Genomic DNA, 15,594 nt, shown 5'->3' with positions numbered 1-15,594 from the left:
AGCCTCTTGATCGGTCGGGAACTAGAAAAGCCGGTACAGCTGGAACACCAGATTGTCCCACCACTCGGCGGCCACGCCCAGGTACGCCTTCCCGACGGTGGAAACGGCCACCGCGGAGGCCATCGCCGCGACCGCCGAGAGCACCAGCAGCAGCAGCGACGAACCGGAGATGCTCTGCCGGTAGAGCCGGCTCACGCCCTTGGCGTCGACCAGCTTGCCGCCGACCTTCAGCCGGGTCAGGAACGTCGAGGCCATCCCGCCGCGGCCCTTGTCCAGGAACTCGACCAGCGTGGCGTGGGTGCCGACCGCGACCAGCAGCGAGGCGCCCTTCTCGTCGGCCAGCAGCATGGCCAGGTCCTCGCTGGTCGCCGCCGCCGGGAAGGTCACCGCCGGGACGCCGAGGCCGTTGACCCGGGGCAGCCCGGGCGCCCGCCCGTCCGGGTAGGCGTGCACGATCACCTCGGCGCCGCAGCGCAGCACGTCGTCGGTCACCGAATCCATGTCCCCGATGATCATGTCGGGGGTGTACCCGGCTTCGACCAGCGCGTCGGCGCCGCCATCGACGCCGATCAGCACCGGCTTGAACTCCCGGATGTACGGGCGCAGCACGTCCAGGTCGGCCTTGTAGTCGTAGCCGCGCACCACGATCAGGCAGTGCCGCCCCTGGATCTGGGTCTCGATGTCCGGCACGCCCACGCCGTCGAGCAGCAGGTCGCGCTCCTGGCGCAGGTAGTCCATGGTGTTGGCGGCGAACGCCTCCAACTGCACCGAGAGCCCCTCCCGGGCGTCGGCCATCGCCTTGGCGACCGACTCGGCGTCCTGCAGGCTGCCGTGCGCCACCGGCTCGTCGCCGGCGAAGACCGTGTTGCCCTCGATGCGCACCTGGTCGCCCTCGCGGATCCGCTCGAAGACGCCCTCGCCCAGGTCGTCCAGGAGCGGGATGCCGGCGGCGATCAGCACCTCCGGGCCGAGGTTCGGGTAGCGGCCGGAGACCGAGGGCTTGGCGTTGAGCACCGCCGCGACCCCGACGGCGACCAACGAATCGGCCGCCACCCGGTCCAGGTCGACGTGGTCGATGACCGCGATGTCACCGGGTCGCAGCCGACCGACCAGGCGTTTTGTCCGGCGATCGAGGCGCGCGGTGCCGAGGACTCTGCCCGGCTCCGCGATCCGGTTCCGGCGCAACGTGGGTAGACGCATCGTGACCATCCTGGCATGTGAGGCAGGCTTTTCTGTCGCGACATGCCTGAGCAGGGCCGCCTACCCAGGGAAGCACACGTCGGCGCAAGCCGGTGTGCTTGCGCTCACAATACGCGGCGTCACGGCCGCCTTTCCTTGGCCGCCACAGCCAGGAGCTCCTCGGCGTGGGCGATACCCAGATCCGAGTCGGGCAAACCAGCGAGCATCCGAGCCAGCTCCCGGGCCCGCTCAGTGTCCTCCACCACCCGCACCCCGCTGGTGGTCACCGCGCCGCCCGTGTCCTTCGCCACCACCAGGTGCCGGTCGGCGAACGCCGCCACCTGCGGCAGGTGGGTGACGACCAGCACCTGGTGGCTGCGCGCCAGCCGGGCCAGCCGCCGGCCGATCTCCACCGCCGCCTGACCGCCGACCCCCGCGTCGACCTCGTCGAAGACCAGCGTGGGCGGGCCGCCCGAACCGGCGAAGACCACCTCGATGGCGAGCATCACCCGGGACAGCTCACCGCCGGAGGCACCGCGCTGCAACGGCAGCGACGGCGCGCCCGGGTGGGCCAGCAACCGCAGCTCCACCTCGTCGCCGCCGTCCGCGGCGATGCCCACCTCGACGCCGTTGACCGACAGCGCCGGCTCGGACCGCCCGGCCGGGCGGGGCAGCACCGCCACCTCGATCCGGGCGTGCGGCATGGCCAGCCCGGCCAGCTCGACGGTGACCTGGTCGGCGAAGCGGACGGCCGCCTCCTGTCGGGAGACCGACACCCGACCGGCCAGATCGGCCACCTCACCGGCCAGCCGCTGACCCTCGCGCTCCAACTCGTCGAGCAGATCGTCGGAGGTGTCCAGGTCGGACAGTCGGGTGCGGGCCCGCTCGGCCCACGCGATCACCCCGTCGACGTCGTCGGCGTACTTGCGGGTCAGCGCGCGCAGCGCGGCCCGCCGCTCGTAGACGTGCTGCAACCGGGCCGGATCCGCGTCGAGCGTCGCCAGGTACGCCGACAGCTCGGCGGAGACGTCGGTGACCAGCGTGGCCGCCTCCTCCAGCCGGGCCGCCAGCTCACCCAGCGCCGGATCGGTGCCGGACTGCGCCTCAAGGGTGCGCCGCGAGGTGCCCAGCAGCGCCGTCGCGTCCGGTGTCTCGTCGGCCGCCTCCGCGCCGCCCGCCAGGCACTGCTGAGCCAGCTGCGCGGCCGTACGCAGCCCCTCGGCGTGCTCCAGGCGCTGCGCCTCGGTCTTGAGCTCGTCATCCTCACCGGGCTCCGGATCGACCCGGGTGATCTCGTCGAGGCCGAGCCGCAGCAGGTCGGCCTCCTGGTTGCGCTCGCGGGCGTTGCGCCGCCGGTCGGCCAGGTCGTCGACGATCCGCCGCCAACCGGTGTACGCCTCGCGCAGCGCGTCGAGCAGCTTCTCGTGCGCCGGGCCGGCGAACCGGTCCAGTGCGGCCCGCTGCTCGGCCGGGCGCAGCAGCCGCAGCTGGTCGGACTGGCCGTGCACGGCCACCGCCTGCTCACCGACCTCACCGAGCATCGACACCGGCATGCTGCGGCCCCCGAGGTGGGCGCGGGAGCGGCCCTCCACCGTCACCGTGCGGCTCAGCAGCAGCGAGCCGTCCTCGTCGGGCTCGCCGCCGGCATCGGTGATCCGGGCGTGCACCGCGTCGGCGACCCGACCTTCCAGACGCAGCCGCCCCTCGACCACGGCCCGCCCGGGCTGGGCACGGACCCGCCCGGCGTCGGCCCGGCCCCCGAAGAGCAGGCCGAGGCCGGTGACCACCATCGTCTTGCCCGCACCGGTCTCGCCGGTGATGACGTTCATCCCGCCGGTCAACGGCAGCGTGGTGTCCTCGATGACGCCCAGTCCGGTGATGCGCAGCTCTTCCAGCACAGCACCCGACAGTAGACGCGAGGCCCGACACTTGACCAGCCGACGGACCCGCGGGCAGGTCGCGGTTCGGGCGACAACGGGCCGACGTACAGTTCTGCCCCGTGTTGGACGTGATCGGCCTGACTCCGGCTGAAGAGGAGCTCTACCGCTGCCTGCTCCAGCTCACCACGGCCCGGGTCGACGAGCTGGTCCGCCGGCTGCACCGCCCGCGCGCGCAGGTCGTCGCGCAGGTCGAGGCCCTTCGTGCCAAGGGTCTGGTGCTGCGCACCGACACCGACCCGGACGCCCCGCTGCGCCCGACCGCACCGGACGTCGCCCTGGGCGCGGCGCTGCTGCGCCGGCAGGAGGACCTGGAGGCGGCCCGGCGGCGGGTCACCCAACTGGCCGAGGAGTACCGGTCCGGGCTGCGCCGCCACCACGGTGACCACCTGGTCGAGGTGATCACCGGGGGCCGGATGCTCCGGGATCGGCTCCGCGATCTGCAGAACTCGGCGCGTACCGAAGTGCTCTGGTTCTGCCGGGCGAACCCGCTGGCGATGGCCGGCCCGGAGAACGTCGAGGAGTTCGACGCGCTGGCCCGCGGGGTGGCCTACCGGGCCATCTACGAACGGGACCTGCTCCTGGAGCCGGGCGCGCTGGCCGACCTGACCAAGGGGGTCGCCGCCGGCGAGCAGGCCCGCGTCCTGGACCGGCTGCCGGTCCGACTGGCCATCGTGGACGCCCGCACCGCCATCTGCCCGCTGGTGCCCGACCGCGACGGCGGCGAGCCGAGCGCCGCCGTGATCGGCCGCAGTCAACTGCTCGACGCGCTGCTCGCCCTCTTCGAGAGCCACTGGCGGGTGGCCACCCGGCTGCGGCTGGACGACCCGCTCGCCGTGCCGGCGGCCGACGGCCGCAGGGCCGACCCCGACGACCACCCCGGCGACGGCTACCGGCCGGACGCCGACGAGGCACGGCTGCTGTCGTTGTTCGTGGCCGGGGTGCCGGACAAGTCCATCGCCTCGCAGCTCGGGGTGAGCCGGCGCACCGTGCAACGGCGCCTCGCCGACCTGATGGCCGCCGCCGGCGTGGACACCCGGCCCGGACTGGCCTTCCAGGTCGCCCGGCGGGGCTGGATCTGAGCCGGACGGGGTGGGACGGCCTGCGGCCGGCCCACCCCGCGCGCGTCAGCGCAGCCCGTACGCGTCGACCACGGTCTGGTCGACGGTGTTACCGGCCCGGTCGCTGCCGTGCACCCGCAGGGACACGGTGCCCCGGCCGGCCGGTACGGCGGCGGTGAACCGGGTGCCGGAGCCCTTCACCGAAACCTTGCGCCAGTTCTTCCCGCCGTCGAAGGACACCTCGACGCGCAGGCTGGTGCCGGTCGGCGCCGGTACGCCCGCCGGCTGGCGCAGGGTCAACCCCAGCCGGTGCGTCCGACCGCCGGCCACCTGGCCGCGCAGGTCGGCCGGCACCTGGTAGTCCACCTGCAGCAGCGGCAGCGGCCGGGCCTTGTCGCCGGCCGGGCGGGCCGACGTGAACTGCCACGCCGTCTCGGTGCGGGTGGCGTAGCGCCACTCGTCCGAGGACCGCTGCGTGCTCAGGTCGAGCCGGTAGCGGGCCGACTCCGCGGTGGTGGGCACGGGCGCCCAACCGCCGGACAGGTCGGCGATCTGCTTGCCGTCCCGGCTGAGCCGGGCCTCGACAGTGTCCGACTCCTCGGCTCCGCCGGCCGGGCTGTGGTTCCCGTCGGCGTCGACGTACTCGGTCACCCGCAGGTCCAGGGTGTCCCCGGTGCGGGCCGGCACCGGCATCCCACCGCCGGCCGGCACGGCCGGCCGGACCACCGGGGCGTGCCAGGTCTCGGTGTCCCGGTCGTCGGCGTCGTACCGCCGGGGCTGCTGGGTCAGACCGCCGAGCAGCCGTCCCCAGGACCAGGCGACCCGGTGCAGGACCCGGTGCTGCCACCAGGCATCCCCGGCGCTGACGAACTCCTGCCGGGTGGTGCCGGTACGCACCAGCCGCTGGTCGTCGTTCCAGGAGGTCTCCTGCCACGGACGCCAGCCGAACCGCTGCTCGGTGGCCCACTCCGAACCGCCGACGTCACCGTAGTTGGCGGTCACCTCGGCGGTGTTCTTCGCGGTGACCGTGTGCACGATCCGCTCCGGCACCCGGCCCTTCGACACCTGCCACACGTCGTACAGGTAGGGGCTGTCCACGGTCAACGTCAGCTCCAGCGTCGCCCGGCCCTTGCGGGCCGCCGCGATCACCCGCTGCCCGTCGTCGTACGCCACCGCCATCGCGGGGACGGGAAGCCGGTCCCCCAGCGGGTTCCAGACCGTCCACGCGCTCTGGTCGGCCGGCCGGACGATGAGCACCGACTTCGCACCGGCCGCCGCGGCCGCTGCGATCTGCTCCTCCTCCGAGGCGTTGGGGTCGGTGACGAGCAGCGCCGCGGCGCCGCGCACCCGGGCCAGCTCGGCGGGAGTGCCGGTGCCGGCCCAGACCAGCGGCAGCTTCTGCCGGCCGGTCGGCGCCGGCGAGTAGCCCATCAGGTTGATGTCCAGCGCACCGGAGACCCCGCTGATCCTGGCGTCCACCATCGGCGCCACCAGCTGCCAGCGCGAGGAGAACTCGAACTCGCCCTGACGCACCGCCCGGGTCGGCGTGACGTTGACCTGCTGGATGGTGCTGAAGGTCATCACGCCGTGGTCGACCTGCCGGCCGTTGCCGAAGACCCGGTGCTCGTAGAAACTGATCGTCGCCCGCTGCTCGGCCGGCTTCGGCGTCTCGATCCGCACCGGGGTGCCCTTGCGCGGGTCGAGCACCACGGTGACGTCCCGGGTGACCATCAGCTCCGGGTCGGTGGCCAGGGTGATCTGCTCGTCCAGCGGGGCACCGTGCTCGATCAGCGCCTCGACCAGGTACGGGCCCTCCTCGACCTGCACCTGCGTCTCGCCGCCGACCCAGCCGATGAAGTCGGACTCGGGCTGCTCGCCGAAGAGCGTGAGCACCGGCGCAAGACCCGGCTGCCCCTGCATGTCCAGCACCTTCACGGTGACCGTGTGCACCGGGCCGCTCAGGGTGAGCCCGACGGCGGTACGCACCGCGACGCCGTCCGCGCCGGTGGCCACCAGCCACCCGCCGTGCGGACCGCGGGCCAGCTTCGCCGGGTCGGCGCGCAGTGGCACGGCCACGCTGGCGCCCGCCGGCACGGTCACCTCACCGCCGCCGGCGGTGACCCCGTCCGGCTCGGCCGCGCCGCTGTCCAGGTTGCGCAGCTCCAGGGCCAGCCGCAGGGTCTGCGGGGCCGCGGTGCCGTTGGTGTACGTGACGGTCCGCTCGACCGCCGCGCCGTCGGTGGACACCCGACCGAAGTCGGCGGTGGCCGAGCCGTACACCCGCTGGCTGAGCGCCCGGGCCACGTCGACCCGGCCGCCGCCCTGCTCGAAGACGGTCAGCTCCGGGTTCGCCTTGGTGGTGCTGACCAGCGCGTCCTTGAGCCTCCCGGCGGTCCAGTCCGGGTGTTCCTGGGCGAGGATCGCCGCCGCGCCGGCGACGTGCGGGGTGGCCATCGAGGTGCCGGACGCGGTCGTGTACGCGTCCCCCACCGGCGTACCCATGGTGGTGCCGGCGGCCCGGGCGGCGATGATGCCGACGCCCGGCGCGGTGATCTCCGGCTTGAGGCCGTTGTCGCCGAGCCGCGGGCCGCGGCTGGAGAAGTCCGCGAGGTTGTCGTCGCGGTCCACCGCGCCGACGGTGAGCGCCGCGGCGGCCGCGCCCGGCGAGCCGACCGAACGCGGCGTGCCCTCGTTGCCGGCGGCGATGACGAAGAGCGCCCCGGTCTCGGCGGTCAGGTCGTTGACGGCCTGGCTCATCGGGTCGGTGCCGTCGCTCGCGGAGCCGCCGAGGCTCATGCTGACCACCTTCGCGCCGGAGTGGGCGGCCCACTCCATGCCCGCGATGATGGACGAGCTGTAGCCGGAGCCCCCGTCGTCGAGCACCTTGCCGACCAGCAGCTGCGCGCCGGGGGCGACGCCCTTGCGCACCCCGGCGGAGCCGGCGCCGCTGCCGGCGATGGTGGCCGCCACGTGGGTGCCGTGGCCGTGCCCGTCGCGGGCGCTGCCGCTACCGGAGAAGTCCTGCGCCTCGGCGATCCGCCCGGCCAGGTCGGGGTGGGTGGCGTCGACACCGGTGTCGAGCACCGCCACCTTCACGCCGTTGCCGTCCCGGCCGGCCGCCCAGGCCGCCGGAGCGCCGATCTGCGGCACGCTGTGCTCCAGCGTCGGGCGGACCTTCCCGTCCAGCCAGATCCGGGCGACGCCGGCGCCGAGCCGGGCCGGCGCACCGGCGGTACGGGCCTGCTGGCTGCCGCGCAGCGTCGTCCAGAGGCCACCGAGGTCGCCCTTGCCGACCCGCAGCGCCGCGCCGTTGATGCTCTTAAGCGGCCGGGCGTCGGTGGCGCCGGCGAGTGGCCGGACCCGGCCGGCGGCCGGCTCCTGGTAGCGCACGATCAGCGGCAGCGCGCCCTGCGCGGCGTCGCCGTACCCGTCGGCGGCCAACTCCTGCACGTCGAACAGGTCGGGGTCGAGCACCCCCTCGGAGAGGTACGGCACGACGTCGCTGGGCAGCACCCGCAGCCCGCCGTCGGCCTCCACGGTGTGGAAGGTGATCCGCTCGCGGCCGGGGCCGGGGCGGACGGTGGCGGCCAGCCGGCCGGGAGCCGCCTGAACCAGTTCGACCTGGTCGCCGGTGATGAGGGTGATGTGGACGGGCGCGGTACCCGGGACGGTCGGACCCGGGTTCGGGCCGGTGGGCCGGGCGGGCGGGTCGGCGGACGCCGGTGCGGCGAGCCCGACGACCAACGCGCCGACCGCGCCGGCGGTCAGCCAGCGTGGGGGCCAGTGCATGCGATGCGCTCCTCTACTCCAGGGGGGCCGGTCTCAGGGAGATCGACCGATCGGAGTCTGCGACGGAGCGCGTCGGGTGGTCACTAGCTGCGGCACGCCGCACCAGCGACATGTCGCCAGGTGGACATCGGACGACGGGCGCGGGGCCGTCGGATGTCCGGCGGGTTTCCGTCGGACAGCCGGGATCCTGTCGCCCCGCCGAGGCGGTGCCGCGCCGGACGGTGGGTCAGCGGCGAGAGCCGCGCCAGCCGTGCACCGGCAGCCCGAACTTGGCGACCAGCCGGTCGGTGAACGGGCGGGCCCGCAGCCGGACGATGCGCACCGGCAGGGCACCTCGCCGCACCGTGACCCGGGCGCCGGGCGGCAGGTCGTAGACCCGCCGGCCGTCGCAGCAGAGCACGGCGAGGGTGGTGAACGGGTCGACGGTGATCATGAACGTGGACGTCGGAGCGGTGACCAGCGGACGACTGAACAACGCGTGCGCGCTGATCGGCACCAGCAGCAGCGCCTCCACCTCCGGCCAGACCACCGGCCCGCCACCGGAGAACGCGTACGCGGTGGAGCCGGTGGGGGTGGCGCAGACCACGCCGTCGCAGCCGTAGCGGGACAGCGGCCGACCGTCCACGTCGACGAGGAGTTCGAGCATCTGCGCCCGCTCGCCCTTCTCGACGCTGACCTCGTTGAGCGCCCAGGACTCGATGGTCGGGCCACCGTCGAACTCGGCCGTGACGTCCAGGGTGAGCCGCTCGTCCACGGTGTAGTTGCGCCCGACGACGTCACGGACCGCCGTGTCCAGGTCGTTGATCTCGGCCTCGGCCAGGAAGCCCACCTTGCCGAGGTTGATGCCGAGCAGGGGCGCCTTCGCCGGCCGGGCCAGCTCGGCCGCGCGCAGGAACGTGCCGTCCCCGCCGAGCGCGAAGACGATCTCGGCGCCCTCGGCGGCCTCCGGGCCGGCGACCGGCACCACACCGGGCAGGTCGAGGTCGTCGGCCTCCTCGGCGATCACCCGGACCTCGAAACCCGCGGCGATCAGATCGGCGGCCACGGCGCGCGCGTGCTCCGTGCTGCGCCGGCGGCCGGTGTGCGTCACCAGCAGCGCGGTCCGGCTCATCGGAGCGACCCCCCGTCCACGACCAGACCTGCCGTCGCCGTCCCGGTGCGGCCGCGTGTCCCGCGCGCCGTTCCGGAACGCTCACTGCACGCGTTCATCCTGCGACCTCCTCCGCCGCCGCGTCCGGCATGTCGCCGGTCGTCGTCAGGCCGTCCGGCCCGGCCGCCACCACGGCCCGTACCCGCTGCGGGTCGGCCGGCGGTGCGCCCCGGCGCAACCATACGAAGAACTCCACGTTGCCGCTCGGCCCGGGCAGCGGGCTGGCCGCCACGTCGGCCAGCCCGAGGCCGAGCTGCGCCGCCGCGGCGGCCACATCGAGCACCGCCTCGACGCGCAGCGCCGGCTCGCGCACCACACCGCCGGCACCGACCCGGTCCTTGCCCACCTCGAACTGCGGCTTGACCATCAACGCCAGGTCGCCGTCGTCCCGGGTGCAGCCGGCCAGCGCCGGCAACACCAGCCGGAGCGAGATGAACGACAGGTCTGCCACCGTGAGGTCGACCGGCCCGCCGATCACGTCAGGGTCGAGCGTACGGACGTTGGTGCGCTCCAGGACCCGGACCCGCTCGTCGGTGCGCAGCGACCAGGCGAGCTGCCCGTAGCCGACGTCCACGGCCACCACCTCGGCGGCACCGGCGCGCAGCAGCACGTCGGTGAAGCCGCCGGTCGACGCGCCGGCGTCCAGGCAGCGCCGGCCGGCGACGCTCAGCCCGGCGGGGCCGAACACGGCCAACGCTCCGGCCAGCTTGTGCCCGCCCCGAGAGACGTACTCCTCGGTCGGGTCGGCGCCGGTGACCAGCAGCGGGTCAGCGGGGTCGACCATCGCGGCGGCCTTACGCGCGGGCACCCCGCGCAACTGGACGCGGCCGGCCTCCACCAGCGCGGCGGCCTGCTCCCGGGAGCGGGCCAGACCGCGGCGGACGAGTTCGGCGTCCAGCCGGTTGCGACGTGCCATGGGTGGTTCTCCGGTCTGCTCAGGCCTGGTCGTCCCACTCAGGTCTGGTCGATGGTGGCGAGGGTTTCCCGCAGCGTCTCGTAGGCCGCCTCGTACTGCGCGATCTGGTCGGCCGGGGCGAGCGTCGCCGCGTTGGCCATGGCCTGCACGGCGGCGTCGACGGCCGGGTGCCGCGCCTCGTCGTCCCCCAGGTCGGGCGGCGGGCCCGGACGCGCGGCCGGCGGCGGGCCCGGCCGAGCGGCGAACGACCCGCTGGCGGGCGGGCCGGGCCGAACGCCCGGCGGCGGGCCCGGGCGCGCGCCGGGCGGCGGGCCCGGACGCACGTCGCCGGTCACCGGGCGCTCCGCCCGGTCGGCGCGGCGCTCACCGGATGTCGTCCGGCCGCTGCTCACCGACCGCCTTCTTGGCCGGCATGTCCGACGGAGTCGGGGCCTCGTCGGTGGTCCGACTGATCGTCGCCGGCGGCTTCCTAGCGATGGCCTTCTTGACGACCGCCTTCTTCGCCACGGCCTTCTTGGCCACGGCCTTCTTCGCGACCGCCTTCTTGGCCACCGGCGCGGACACCGGGGCGCCCGCCGGGCCGTCCGACGGCACCAGGCCGGCGTCGGGCCGCGGAGCGCGGGTCGCCTCGGGCTCGGGGGTGGGGCCCGCAGGCGGCGCGCTGACCGGCTCGGCGGCCCGCGCCGCGCGCAACTGCCGTTCCAGGTCGCGCACCCGTCGGGTCAGCTCGGCCACCTCGTCCGCGGTCGCCAGGCCGACCGCGCCGAGAGCCCGATCGACCTCGAAACGGACCAGCTTGGTCAGCGCCTCCCGGTTGGCGGCGCCGGTGGTGACCAGTTCCTCGCCGAGGGCCTGGAGTTGGGCGGCGGTCGCGCCGCCGGAGCCGACGAGGCGACGCGCCACGTCCTGGGCCTTCTTCCGGGGCGCCTCCGCCAGGCCCATGGCCAGTTCGAGGTAGGCGCGCCACGCGTCCTGCATGCCTGAATCCTTCCGCGGGGCGGGGTGTGCAGGTGTCACGCTACCGGGCACCCCGCACTGTCCTGTGCGGTACGGTGCCGAGGACGGCGTGGCGATCAGCGAGGGGGAGATGTGGCCAGCGTGGACGAGTGCCGGCAGGCATTGCAGGAGCTGGCCGCCCGACTGGATCGCAACGCCGAGACGGTGCGCGAACGGATCGACCTGGACCGCACGCTGGCCTGCCGGATCACCGACCTGGACACCGCCTTCCACGGCCGGATCAGCGGCGGGCGGCTGGTCGAGCTGACCGACGGCGACGACCCCAAGGCCAAGATCGCGCTGAGCACGTCCAGCGACGACCTGCTCGCCCTGGTCCGCGGCGACCTGGACGTCACCGGGGCGGTGACCTCCCGCCGGGTGTCGATCAAGGCCAACCCGTTCGACCTGTTGAAGCTGCGCAAGCTGCTCTGACGAGCGCCGACGCCGCGCGGCCGGCGACCCGGCTCACCCGCCCGCTGGCAGACCGAAGCTCTCCAACGCGCGGGCCGCATCCGGGCCCGCCGGGCGGATCTGCGGCACCGTCGGGGCCGACCAGGCCGCCGCGCAGAGCGCGGCCAGCGCGTCCAGCGGCCGGCCCGAGCCGGCCAGCTCCAGCGCGCCATCACGGTCTGTCACCGACCAGCCGCCGGCGTCCGCCGGACCCGACACCCGCACCACCGCGGCCGGGTCGAAGAGCCCCGCCAGGTCCTGCGCGACGTACGTGGGACGGCGCCGCGGCTCGGCGGCGAGCAGTTCGGGTCCGCGGCTGACGCCGGTGAGCACGAGCAGGCTGTCCAGCCCGGCTCGGCGTGCGCCCTCGATGTCGGTGTCCAACCGGTCGCCGACAACCAGGGCCCGGCCGCCGTCGCTGCGCCGGGCAGCGGTCTCGAACAGCGCCGACTCCGGCTTGCCGACCACCACGTCGGGGTCCCGCTCCAGCGCCGTACGCAGCACGGCGACCAACGCGCCGTTGCCGGGCAGCGGTCCCCGGCCACTGGGCAGCGTCCGGTCGGTGTTGGTGGCGATCCAGATCGCGCCCGCCCGTACCGCGAGCGACGCCTCGGCCAGCTCGGCCCAGCCGACCTGCGGACCGTAGCCCTGCACCACCGCGGCCGGCTTCTCGTCCGCCCGGGAGACCGGGGTCAGCCCGACAGCGCGCAGCTCGGCGCGCAGCGCCTCCGCGCCGACCACCAGCACCGGTGCGCCGGCGGGCAGCCGGTCGCGCAGCAGCTCCGCCGACGCCGCAGCGGAGGTGAGCACCTCCTCCGGCCGGGCTGGCACGCCCATTCGGGTCAGCAGGTCGGCGACCTGGCTGGACCGGCGGGAGGCGTTGTTGGTGGCGTAGGCCACCGCCCGGCCCTCGGCGTGCAGCCGGGCCACCGCCTCGACGGCGCCGGGGATCGGCCGGTCGATCAGGTAGATCACCCCGTCCAGGTCGAAGACGACCAGGGTGTACCCGTCGATCAGCCGCCCCCCGGCGTCCGCGCTCACCGCTGCGTCGACCCCGACTCGTCGCCCCGGCCCGGAGCGTTCCCGTCGGTGTTCACCGCGTCGCCGTCGTCAGCCGCATCGGCCCGGTCGGCAGCGATGTCCGACTCAACGTGTCCGCTCGGGTGGCGATCCTCGTCCTCGCCGTCGAGGTCCTCGTCGTCGCCGGAGGGGCCGGCGGCGCCGTCCTCCTCGTCGTCGTCGAAGTCCTCGTCGTCCTCGTCGTCGTCCTCGTCGTCGAGGTCGTCGTCGTCGTCCTCGTCGTCCTCGTCGTCCTCGTCGTCGTCGTCCTCGTCGTCCTCGTCGTCGAGGTCGTCGTCCTCGTCGTCGCGGTCCGCCGCGTCGTCACCGGCGGCGAGCTCGGTGTCCGGCCGAGCCGGCACCGCGCCGGGAGCACCCGGGCCAGCGGCGACCTCCTCGGCGGCCTCGTCCTCCTCGTCGCCCTCGATGACCACACCGTCGAGTTCCAGCAGCCGCTCCGCGGCATCGGTCTCGCCCTCGGTGTCCACGTCAGCGGCGCGGGAGAACCACTCGCGGGCCTCCTCGCGCCGACCCACCGCGAGCAGCGCGTCGGCGTACGCGTAACGCAGCCTGGCCGTCCACGGCACGGTGGCCTCGCTCGTGAGGTCCGGAACCTGGAGCATCGCCACGGCGGCGTCCTTCTGCCCGAGGTCGCCCCGGGCGCCGGCGGCGACGATCAGCAGCTCGATCGCCACGGCCTGGTCCAGCTTCTCCCGGTCGGCGCCGCGGAACAGGTCGATGGCCCGCTCCGGCCGACCCAGGGCGCGCTCACAGTCCGCGAGCACGGCCAAGTGGCTCTGCAATCCGCTCATCCGGTGGTACGTGCGCAGCTCGGCGATCGCCGTCTGCCACTCCCCCGCGTGGTACGCGGCCAGGCCCACCGCCTCACGGACGGCGGAGATGCGCGAGGCGAGCCGCCGCGCGGCCAGCGCATGCGCCAGCGCCTCGGCCGGATCCTCGTCGATCAGCTGGCCGGTGGCGACCAGGTGCCGCGCCACCGTCTCCGCGACCGGCTTGTTCAGCGAGAGCAGCTCGGCGCGAACGTCCTTGTCGAGATCGGTCGCGAGGATTTCGTCCGGCAACGCCGGGGCCAGGCTGCGCCCGCCCTCGGACGAATCGGAGCCCGCACCGCGGTCATCCCGGCGGAACTCGCCCTCGCGACGCGGCCGCTCATCGGCCCGGAAGCCGCCCTCACGGTCGCCACCCCGGTAGCCGCCTTCACGGCGCTCGCCGCCACGGACGCCACCGCCCTCACGCGGCGCGTTCGAGCGGGAACCGTCGCGGTCGCCACCACGGAAGCCGCCGCCCTCGCGGCGATCGCCGCCACGGAAGCCACCCTCGCGGGGCGCACCACCCTCACGACGGTCACCACCACGGAAGCCACCCTCGCGGGGCGCACCACCCTCACGACGGTCACCACCACGGAAGCCACCCTCGCGGGGCGCACCACCCTCACGACGGTCACCACCACGGAAGCCACCCTCGCGGGGCGCACCGCCCTCACGACGATCACCACCACGGAAGCCCTCACGGTCACCACCGCGGTAGCCGCCTTCACGACGCTCGCCGCCACGGAAGCCGCCCTCACGGGGTGCACCCGGACGTGAGCCGCCACGCTCACCACCACGGAAACCACCATCGCGGTCGCCGCCTCGGAAGCCACCCTCGCGGGGAGCGGCCGAGCGCGAACCGTCCCGGTCCCCGCCACGGAAGCCGCCCTCACGGCGGTCACCGCCGCGGAAGCCGCTGTCCCGGTCACCGCCTCGGAAGCCACCCTCGCGGGGCGCACCGCCCTCGCGACGCTCGCCACCACGGAAGCCACCCTCGCGGGGCGCACCGCCTTCGCGACGGTCACCACCGCGGAAGCCACCCTCACGACGCTCGCCGCCACGGAAGCCGCCCTCACGACGTTCGCCGCCACGGAAGCCACCCTCGCGGTCACCGCCGCGGAAGCCACCGCCCTCACGGGGCGCGCCGGGCCGGGAACCGTCACGGTCGCCACCGCGGAAGCCGCCGCCCTCGCGGCGGTCGCCGCCCCGGAAACCACCCTCGCGGTCACCGCCGCGGAAGCCGCCCTCACGAGACGGGCCGGAGCGGCTGCGGTCGCCGCCCTGGTCGCCGCCCTCACGACGATCGCCCCCACGGAAGCCGCCGCCCTCGCGGTCGCCGCCACGGTAGCCACCCTCACGCGGGGCGCCCGAGCGCGAGCCGTCGCGGTCACCGCCTCGGAAGCCGCCCTCGCGACGGTCGCCGCCACGGAAACCACCCTCACGCGGAGCACCCGAGCGCGAACCGTCGCGGTCGCCGCCACGGTAGCCACCCTCACGCGGAGCGCCTGAACGCGAACCGTCGCGGTCGCCGCCTCGGAAGCCGCCCTCGCGACGGTCGCCGCCACGGAAACCACCCTCACGGGGGCCACCCGAGCGCGAGCCGTCGCGGTCTCCGCCACGGAAACCACCCTCGCGGGGAGCGCTGGACCGCGAACCGTCGCGGTCTCCGCCACGGAAGCCGCCTTCACGACGGTCGCCGCCACGGTAGCCACCCTCGCGCGGAGCACCCGAGCGCGAACCGTCCCGGTCACCACCACGGGAACCGGCGTCACGGCCGCCGGCGTATCCGCCTCGGGCGCCGCCAGCGCTGTCACGGTCTCCCCGGTACGGGGGACGGTCGTCGCGGCGCGGGCCGCGGTCGCGGCCGCCCTGGCCGTCAGTACGGTCTTCGTAACGACGGGGACGGTCTCCGCCCTGCGGTCCTGAACTCACAGGTACATCCTTCCTCATTGCGCCACCAATGGCGCTACGCAGTCGAGGGCCGACCGGGTGGGGGCGGCCCTCGACTGGAAGATTGTCCGGCGGTGTCCTACTCTCCCACACCCTCACGAGTGCAGTACCATCGGCGCTGGAGGGCTTAGCTTCCGGGTTCGGAATGTGACCGGGCGTTTCCCCTCCGCCATGACCGCCGTAACTCTATCGACATGTCAAACAACACCACACAGTGGTCTGTTGTTCGTTCATCGAGAGTTGCACAGTGGACGCGTAGCAGCTTAGTAGTCAAGTC

The 15,594-nt window shown here is 74.6% G+C and carries 12 protein-coding genes and 1 rRNA gene; 3 read left to right on the top strand and 10 right to left on the bottom strand.

The genetic code is table 11. The annotated features are described in order from the left end of the window. Positions 1-21 precede the first annotated feature (21 nt). Positions 22-1,200, bottom strand: a complete 1,179-nt coding sequence (steA, locus tag KBX63_RS23610; RefSeq protein WP_210914312.1) for a putative cytokinetic ring protein SteA — start codon at positions 1,198-1,200, stop codon at positions 22-24. Positions 1,201-1,319: 119 nt separating this feature from the next. Then, positions 1,320-3,077 (bottom strand): DNA repair protein RecN, encoded by a 1,758-nt coding sequence (gene recN / locus KBX63_RS23605; RefSeq protein ID WP_210914310.1) that lies wholly within the window; start codon positions 3,075-3,077, stop codon positions 1,320-1,322. Positions 3,078-3,178: 101 nt separating this feature from the next. Here recN and KBX63_RS23600 point away from each other — a divergent pair, with 101 nt between their 5' ends. Further along, positions 3,179-4,198 (top strand): helix-turn-helix domain-containing protein, encoded by a 1,020-nt coding sequence (locus KBX63_RS23600; protein ID WP_210914305.1) that lies wholly within the window; start codon positions 3,179-3,181, stop codon positions 4,196-4,198. Positions 4,199-4,243: 45 nt separating this feature from the next. Here the strand turns inward: KBX63_RS23600 and KBX63_RS23595 are convergent, their stop codons facing one another. From KBX63_RS23595 to KBX63_RS23575, 5 genes are all read right to left on the bottom strand, one after another. Then, entirely contained in the window at positions 4,244-7,966 is a 3,723-nt protein-coding gene (locus KBX63_RS23595; protein ID WP_210914302.1) for a S8 family serine peptidase, read from the bottom strand. A 226-nt stretch (positions 7,967-8,192) separates the two neighbouring features. Beyond that, positions 8,193-9,077: an NAD kinase gene (locus tag KBX63_RS23590; protein WP_210914298.1), complete on the bottom strand. Its 885-nt coding sequence runs from the start codon at positions 9,075-9,077 to the stop codon at positions 8,193-8,195. A 94-nt stretch (positions 9,078-9,171) separates the two neighbouring features. Further along, complete coding sequence (locus tag KBX63_RS23585; RefSeq protein WP_210914295.1) at positions 9,172-10,032, bottom strand: TlyA family RNA methyltransferase; 861 nt, start codon at positions 10,030-10,032, stop codon at positions 9,172-9,174. A 38-nt stretch (positions 10,033-10,070) separates the two neighbouring features. After that, positions 10,071-10,367, bottom strand: a complete 297-nt coding sequence (locus tag KBX63_RS23580) for a hypothetical protein (RefSeq protein WP_210914538.1) — start codon at positions 10,365-10,367, stop codon at positions 10,071-10,073. Between the two features lie 28 nt (positions 10,368-10,395). Then, positions 10,396-11,010, bottom strand: a complete 615-nt coding sequence (locus tag KBX63_RS23575; RefSeq protein ID WP_210914291.1) for a phasin family protein — start codon at positions 11,008-11,010, stop codon at positions 10,396-10,398. Positions 11,011-11,121: 111 nt separating this feature from the next. Between KBX63_RS23575 and KBX63_RS23570 the strand changes: the two genes are divergently transcribed. Further along, entirely contained in the window at positions 11,122-11,460 is a 339-nt protein-coding gene (locus tag KBX63_RS23570; RefSeq protein ID WP_210914285.1) for an SCP2 sterol-binding domain-containing protein, read from the top strand. A gap of 33 nt (positions 11,461-11,493) precedes the next feature. Here KBX63_RS23570 and KBX63_RS23565 read toward each other — a convergent pair whose 3' ends face one another. Further along, complete coding sequence (locus KBX63_RS23565; RefSeq protein WP_210914272.1) at positions 11,494-12,519, bottom strand: HAD-IIA family hydrolase; 1,026 nt, start codon at positions 12,517-12,519, stop codon at positions 11,494-11,496. After that, entirely contained in the window at positions 12,516-13,535 is a 1,020-nt protein-coding gene (locus KBX63_RS23560; protein ID WP_210914261.1) for a hypothetical protein, read from the bottom strand. The genes KBX63_RS23565 and KBX63_RS23560 overlap by 4 nt, the downstream gene beginning before the upstream one ends. Here KBX63_RS23560 and KBX63_RS36485 point away from each other — a divergent pair. Beyond that, positions 13,470-14,144: a hypothetical protein gene (locus KBX63_RS36485; protein ID WP_210914258.1), complete on the top strand. Its 675-nt coding sequence runs from the start codon at positions 13,470-13,472 to the stop codon at positions 14,142-14,144. The two genes, KBX63_RS23560 and KBX63_RS36485, sit on opposite strands and share 66 nt — an antisense overlap. 1,239 nt (positions 14,145-15,383) lie before the next feature. Here KBX63_RS36485 and rrf read toward each other — a convergent pair. Continuing rightward, positions 15,384-15,500: ribosomal RNA gene (rrf, locus tag KBX63_RS23550) — 5S ribosomal RNA — on the bottom strand. Between the last annotated feature and the right edge of the window lie 94 nt (positions 15,501-15,594).

The organism is Micromonospora sp. U21 (genome assembly GCF_018070045.1).
GTDB lineage: Bacteria > Actinomycetota > Actinomycetes > Mycobacteriales > Micromonosporaceae > Micromonospora.
The sequence above is the reverse complement of the archived record's forward strand: the minus strand, read 5'-3'. Positions and strand labels throughout refer to the sequence as shown.